Below are 5,486 nucleotides of genomic sequence, written 5' to 3' on the forward strand. Positions count from 1 at the left end.
CCGAATGTCGCGCGAGAAGGAGGGATTGATTTCCGGGCTACTCGTAGGCAATCGCTTCGAGGATCCGCATACGGCTGGCTTTGCGGGCCGGGCCGATGGCGGCGACTACACCGGCTGCGACGGCCAGCAGCAGCCAGACGACCAGCTGACTTCCCGGAAGTGCGAAGGTTCCGAGGCCTTCCTCGGCCAGCGAGGCAACCGTCGCCCATCCCAGGACCACACCGACTCCGATGCCGAGCAGGGCACCGAACAGGGCCGTGATGATCGACTCCCACCGGACCATGCGCCGCACCTGACGACGGCCCATGCCGACCGCCCGCAGGAGACCGATCTCCCGGGTTCGTTCGACGACCGAGAGGGCCAGAGTGTTGGCAATGCCGATCACTGCGATGATCACTGCCAGCCCCAGCAGCGCCGAGAAGAGAGCGAGCATCTGGTCGATCTGAGCCTCGGACTCTGCGATCTGGTCGGACTGGGTGTTGACGCCGATCGAAGGGAATGCCTCCAACGCATCCATGGCTGCGGCCTTCCCTGCCGCGGCATCGAACCCTTCCGACAGGGTTGCGAACACCATTGCGGCCGACTCTCCGGGGAAGTGCTCGAAATAGGTGGAGGTGGTGATCATGTACTCGGCGAAGGTCCGGTCCTCGAAGGTTCCGACGATCTCGGTCGCGATCGTCTGCATGGACGGAAACTCGATCGCCAGATGCTGCCCGACTGACCATCCTCCGGCCTCCAGCTTGTCCGAACGGACCAGGATGCCTTCGCCCACCTCGTCGATCGGAATCGAGGCCTCCGGCCGGTAGACGGCATCGACCGTTGCCGGATCGACCGCGACGACCATCGCTCCGTTTCCTTCGACGGCGGCCTCACCAAAGAAGACCCCGGACACGGTGTCGAGTTCATCGACGTCGAGCAACAAATCCACGGCGGCGGGACTGACCCCGGCATAGAAGTTGCTCGAACGAATGGAGAGGTCCGCCGGGAATGCACCGTCGAGGGCTTCACCGACAGATGCCTTGATCGATGCGCCGAAGATCGACACGAAGGCGACGAGCGCGATGCCGATCATCAGTGCCGAGGCAGTGGCGGCGGTGCGGCGAGGCTGACGGGCAGTGTTGCCACGGGCCAGGCGGCCCGAGATGCCGGGGAGCGGCTTGCCGAGCAGGTTGGCGATGGGGCGGGCAAACAAGGGCGCCAGCACCGAGATCCCGATGAAGCCGGCCAGTGAGCCAAAGGCGACGAGCATCAACGCATTGCCGTTGTCTGTGGCGAGCCCGAGCAGGAGGGCAGCTGCCGCGGCGAGCACGATGCCCGTCCCGGTCAGGGCCCTGGTCTTCAGCGACCGGCGGGCGGCCGGCATGTCGCGTATTGCGGCCACCGGCGCGATCCGCGCAGCCTTCCGTGCCGGAAGGAGAGAAGAGAACACGGTGACCGTCATCCCGACGGTCATGCCGACGACGATCGTCCGCATCTCAACCGTGAGCGGTCCGTCCGGCATGCCGAATCCCATTGCGTCCATACCGACCTTGAGGAGCTTGGCGAAGCCGATGCCGACCAGCACACCTACGACGGAGGCGAACATTCCGACCGCCAACGCCTCGGTCAACACCATGGCCATCACCTGCCGGCGGGAGGCACCCACTGCTCTGAGCAGGGCGAGTTCCTTGATGCGCTGTGCTACCACGATGCGGAACGTGTTCTGGATGATGAACGCACCAACGAAGACGGCCACCGCGGCAAATGCCAGCAGTGCGGTGTTGAGGAACCCGAGACCTTCGGTGAACTGGTCGAACTGCTCCTGGGTCTGCTGACTGCCGGTGACAGCCTCCACTCCGCTGGGGAGCACCTGCTGCAGACGGGCCGTCAGGGTCTCCGGATCGACACCGTCCACCGCCAGAACGTCGATCTGGCTGTAGCGGCCTTCCAGTCCGAAGAGGCGCTGGGCTTCGCTCAACTCAAACACCGAGATCGTCGCGCCGGCGAGGTTGTCTTCGGAACCGAAGCTGACGAGACCGACTATTTCGAAGGTCTCGGCACCGGCGGCGGTTTCAATCTGAATCTCGCTGCCGATTCGCAGGTCGCCGGCAATCGATGTGGCCACGTCTATGGCGACTTCACCGGCAGCAACCGGGGCACGCCCGTTGCCTTCGTCGACTCGGAAAGCGGTCAGTGCCGGAACATCAACCCATGAGCTTCCGATTGTCGGCGGCCCCTGTCCACCGATCGGGTCTCCGTTCGGGGCGATTATCTGGGCGACTCCGCCGACTCCGGCGGCGATCCTGTCGACACCGGCGACGGAGGCAACGGTGTCGGCAAGTTCGACCTCAAACGAGTCGCTCTGGTTCGTCATGCTGCTCGACTCGGGTCGTACTGTGGCGTCGACTCCTGCATATACGTCGTCGAACAAGGTGGAGAAGCGGGAGTCGATGGTGTCGGTCAGTACGAAGGTTCCCGCTACGAAGGCGACGCCCATGACGATGGCCACGGCCGTCAGCGTCAGGCGGAGTTTGTGGGCGAAGACGCCCTTGATGGCTGTACGGATCATGGCTCAGGCTCCCAGGGTCTTCATGCGTTCGAGTACGGAAGCCGCAGTCGGTGCCCAAATGTGATCGACGACCTTGCCGTCGGCGAGGAACAAGGCCCGGTCGGCGTAGCTGGCTGCAACGGGGTCGTGGGTGACCATGACGATCGTCTGGCCGAACTCGTCGACTGCCCGGCGCATGAACTCGAGGAGTTCGGCACCGGCCTTCGAGTCGAGATTCCCCGATGGTTCGTCTGCGAAGACGATCTCGGGTCGGGAGACGAGGGCCCGGGCAGCGGCGACCCGCTGCTGCTGGCCACCCGACAGTTCCGTCGGACGGTGATGGAGGCGATCCCGCAGGCCGACGGTGTCTACCACCAGATCGAACCAGGACTGCTCGGGCCGGTCACCGGCAATGAGGAGCGGAAGGAGGATGTTCTCTTCCGCGGTGAGGGTCGGGATGAGGTTGAAAGCCTGGAAGATGAAGCCGACGCGCTCCCGGCGGAGTTCGGTCAGCCGTCTGTCGTTCAGCGATCCGAGATCGGTGTCGCCGATGTAGACGTGACCCTCATCGAGGGTGTCCAGACCGGCCAGCGTGTGAAGAAGGGTGGACTTGCCGGATCCCGACGGTCCCATGATGGCGGTGAAGGCGCCGGCCTTGAAGTCGACCGATACGCCGTCCAGCGCCCGGACCTCGGTGTCGCCGGTTCCGTAGACCTTGACTGCGTCTTCGATGCGGGCCGCATTTGCGGTTCGCTCTGCTGCTAGTGCGAGTGCCACTGTGTTCCTCCTGTGACTCGTCTCCTGGTACTCCACAAGCATCTCGGAGAATCTCTCATCAGCCGTCGGACTGGAGGCGGGTTGACGGATCAGCCGGAAGGCTGATCGTCGGAGGCGCATCTCTCATCCTCACGGAGGAGGGGCATCGGACGCAGCCGGCAGCCGCAAGATCGTCGGTCGGCCGGACCCGGTCGGGGTCAGAGCCCCGGAACGGTCAACCCGGACTCGTAGGCGGCGACGACGGCCTGCACCCGGTCGCGCAAACCGAGTTTGGTGAGGATATGGGAGACGTGCGTCTTCACCGTGGCCTCGGACACGAACAGCTCTGCGGCGATCTCGGCGTTGGACAAGCCGCGCGCGACGAGGCGAAGCACCTCGACCTCACGCTCGGTCAGGTCGTCGAGACCCTGGACCGCGCGATCCGGATCCGGCCCGGCTGCGAACTTCTCGATTATCCGCTTGGTCACGGAGGGGGCGAGGAGAGCGTCGCCTCCGGCCACGACCCGGATGGCTGCGATGAGGTCGTCGGCCGGCGCATCCTTGAGCAGGAACCCGCTCGCTCCGGCACGCAGCGCCCCGTAGACGTACTCGTCTATGTCGAAGGTGGTCAGGACGATCACTCTGGAATCCGGCGCCTCGGCGGCAATCTGTCTGGTTGCTTCCAGACCGTCCATTTCCGGCATGCGAACGTCCATCAGCACGACGTCGGGCCGTTCCCGCTTCACCAGCCGGACCGCCTGCACGCCGTTCTCTGCTTCGTCTACGACCTGCAGATCGATCTCGGATTCGAGGATCATCCTCAGGCCGGAGCGAACCATCGCCTGATCGTCGGCTATCAGTATGCGGATCATGGGCCGACCGGGAGGGTCGCCCGGACTCTGAAACCATTGTGCACGGGTCCCGCAGTGAGTTCCCCATTCAGCAAGGCGACCCGCTCGCGCATGCCGATGAGGCCGTGCCCGCCTCCGGCTTCTCTCGATCCGTTCCCTCCGCGACCATCGTCGTTGATCTCCAACTCGAGAACCTCTTCCCCGTAATCGACACATACCTGTGCTCGCGACCCGGGGCCGGCGTGTTTGAGTGCGTTGGTGAGTGATTCCTGGACGATCCGGTAGGCGTGGAGGTCGAGGCCGCCGGGGAGCGGTCGATGGGCTCCGCGCCGTTCCAACTGTACTTCGAGGCCGGCGTCGCGCATCTGCTCGACCAGCCGGTCGAGATCGGCCAGCCCCGGTTGCGGCGCCAATTCGGCCGTGCCGTCGTCGGGGACACTCCGGAGCAGCCCGACCATGGATCGCATCTCGTCGAGTGCGTAGTGTCCGGTTTGGCGAATCGTGTCCAGCGCTTCGGCAACCCGTGGGTCGGCGTCACCGGCCAGGCGGCGCGCACCCTCGGCCTGGAGGGTCATCACGGCCATCTGGTGGGCGACCACGTCGTGGAGTTCTCTGGCGATTCGGGATCGCTCTTCGGCTACTGCCTGTGCGGCCCGGCTCTCCCGCTCTCGCTCGGCGCGCTCGGCCCGATCCTCCAACTCCTGGGTGCGGAGGCGACGCTGATGGACTTCACGACCCAGCGCGAGGGGCACGGCGATCATGAGCCCGGTGGAAACCACGTCCTCGAACCCGACGGATTCGAGGGTGGCCGCCCCGAGGCCTGTGAACACCACCACCGCGCCGACCAGGGAGAAGCCCAGCTGGGCCGATCGGCGGCGCGGCAACTCGCTGCCGATGGAGTGGAAGGCCAGGACCATTCCCGCCGAGGCGAAAGTGCTCGGGTAGTCGAGGACCCGGTCGACCGCGAAGGCTCCCAGCAGCACGAACAAGACGGTTTGCGGATAGCGGCGGCGAAGAACGAGCGGAATCGTTTGCATGACGATGAGGAACGTATTGAAGGAGTCCGAATCTCTCGTGAAGATGTCCTCGGCCAGCATCTCGATCTCGGCCCGATTGACCAGCGCCAGCCAAAGGAGGCCCACGGCGATGAGCAGGTCTATGACAAACGGCGGTAACCGGCGCTTCATGCTGCCATGGTATCGGCTGATGCACATCGAAACATCGGTCTGAAGGATGAGGTGCGCCTCATCCGAGTGATCTACACCTGCAGCAGCAGCAGCAGCAGCAGCTTTTCGCGCGACATTCTGCACCTATGGGTTCCGAATGTCGCGCGAAATCAGAGTGGACGCTTC

4 protein-coding genes are annotated in these 5,486 nt (G+C 64.8%); all 4 read right to left on the reverse strand.

Translation table 11 applies throughout. The features are described 5' to 3' along the window. Positions 1 to 37: 37 nt before the first annotated feature. Positions 38 to 2,548, reverse strand: a complete 2,511-nt coding sequence (locus VLT15_14065; protein ID HSR46340.1) for an FtsX-like permease family protein — start codon at positions 2,546 to 2,548, stop codon at positions 38 to 40. 3 nt (positions 2,549 to 2,551) lie between these two features. After that, positions 2,552 to 3,304 carry an ABC transporter ATP-binding protein gene (locus VLT15_14070; protein ID HSR46341.1) on the reverse strand — a complete coding sequence of 251 codons (753 nt, stop codon included), beginning with the start codon at positions 3,302 to 3,304 and terminating at the stop codon, positions 2,552 to 2,554. Between the two features lie 197 nt (positions 3,305 to 3,501). Then, on the reverse strand, positions 3,502 to 4,155 hold the full coding sequence (locus VLT15_14075) for a response regulator transcription factor (GenBank protein HSR46342.1): 654 nt from the start codon (positions 4,153 to 4,155) through the stop codon (positions 3,502 to 3,504). Then, positions 4,152 to 5,321 (reverse strand): sensor histidine kinase, encoded by a 1,170-nt coding sequence (locus VLT15_14080; GenBank protein ID HSR46343.1) that lies wholly within the window; start codon positions 5,319 to 5,321, stop codon positions 4,152 to 4,154. Before VLT15_14080 ends, VLT15_14075 begins: the two co-directional genes overlap by 4 nt. Positions 5,322 to 5,486: the final 165 nt, after the last annotated feature.

It is taken from the genome of Acidimicrobiia bacterium (genome assembly GCA_035471805.1).
Taxonomy (GTDB): domain Bacteria; phylum Actinomycetota; class Acidimicrobiia; order Spongiisociales; family JAHEDJ01; genus JAHEDJ01.

What these genes read in the sequence shown, in the direction of transcription:
- VLT15_14065 (HSR46340.1), bottom strand. Translation starts at nt 2,548, where the DNA reads ATGATCCGTACAGCCATCAAGGGCGTCTTCGCCCACAAACTCCGCCTG.
- VLT15_14075 (HSR46342.1), bottom strand. Translation starts at nt 4,155, where the DNA reads ATGATCCGCATACTGATAGCCGACGATCAGGCGATGGTTCGCTCCGGC.
- VLT15_14080 (HSR46343.1), bottom strand. Translation starts at nt 5,321, where the DNA reads ATGAAGCGCCGGTTACCGCCGTTTGTCATAGACCTGCTCATCGCCGTG.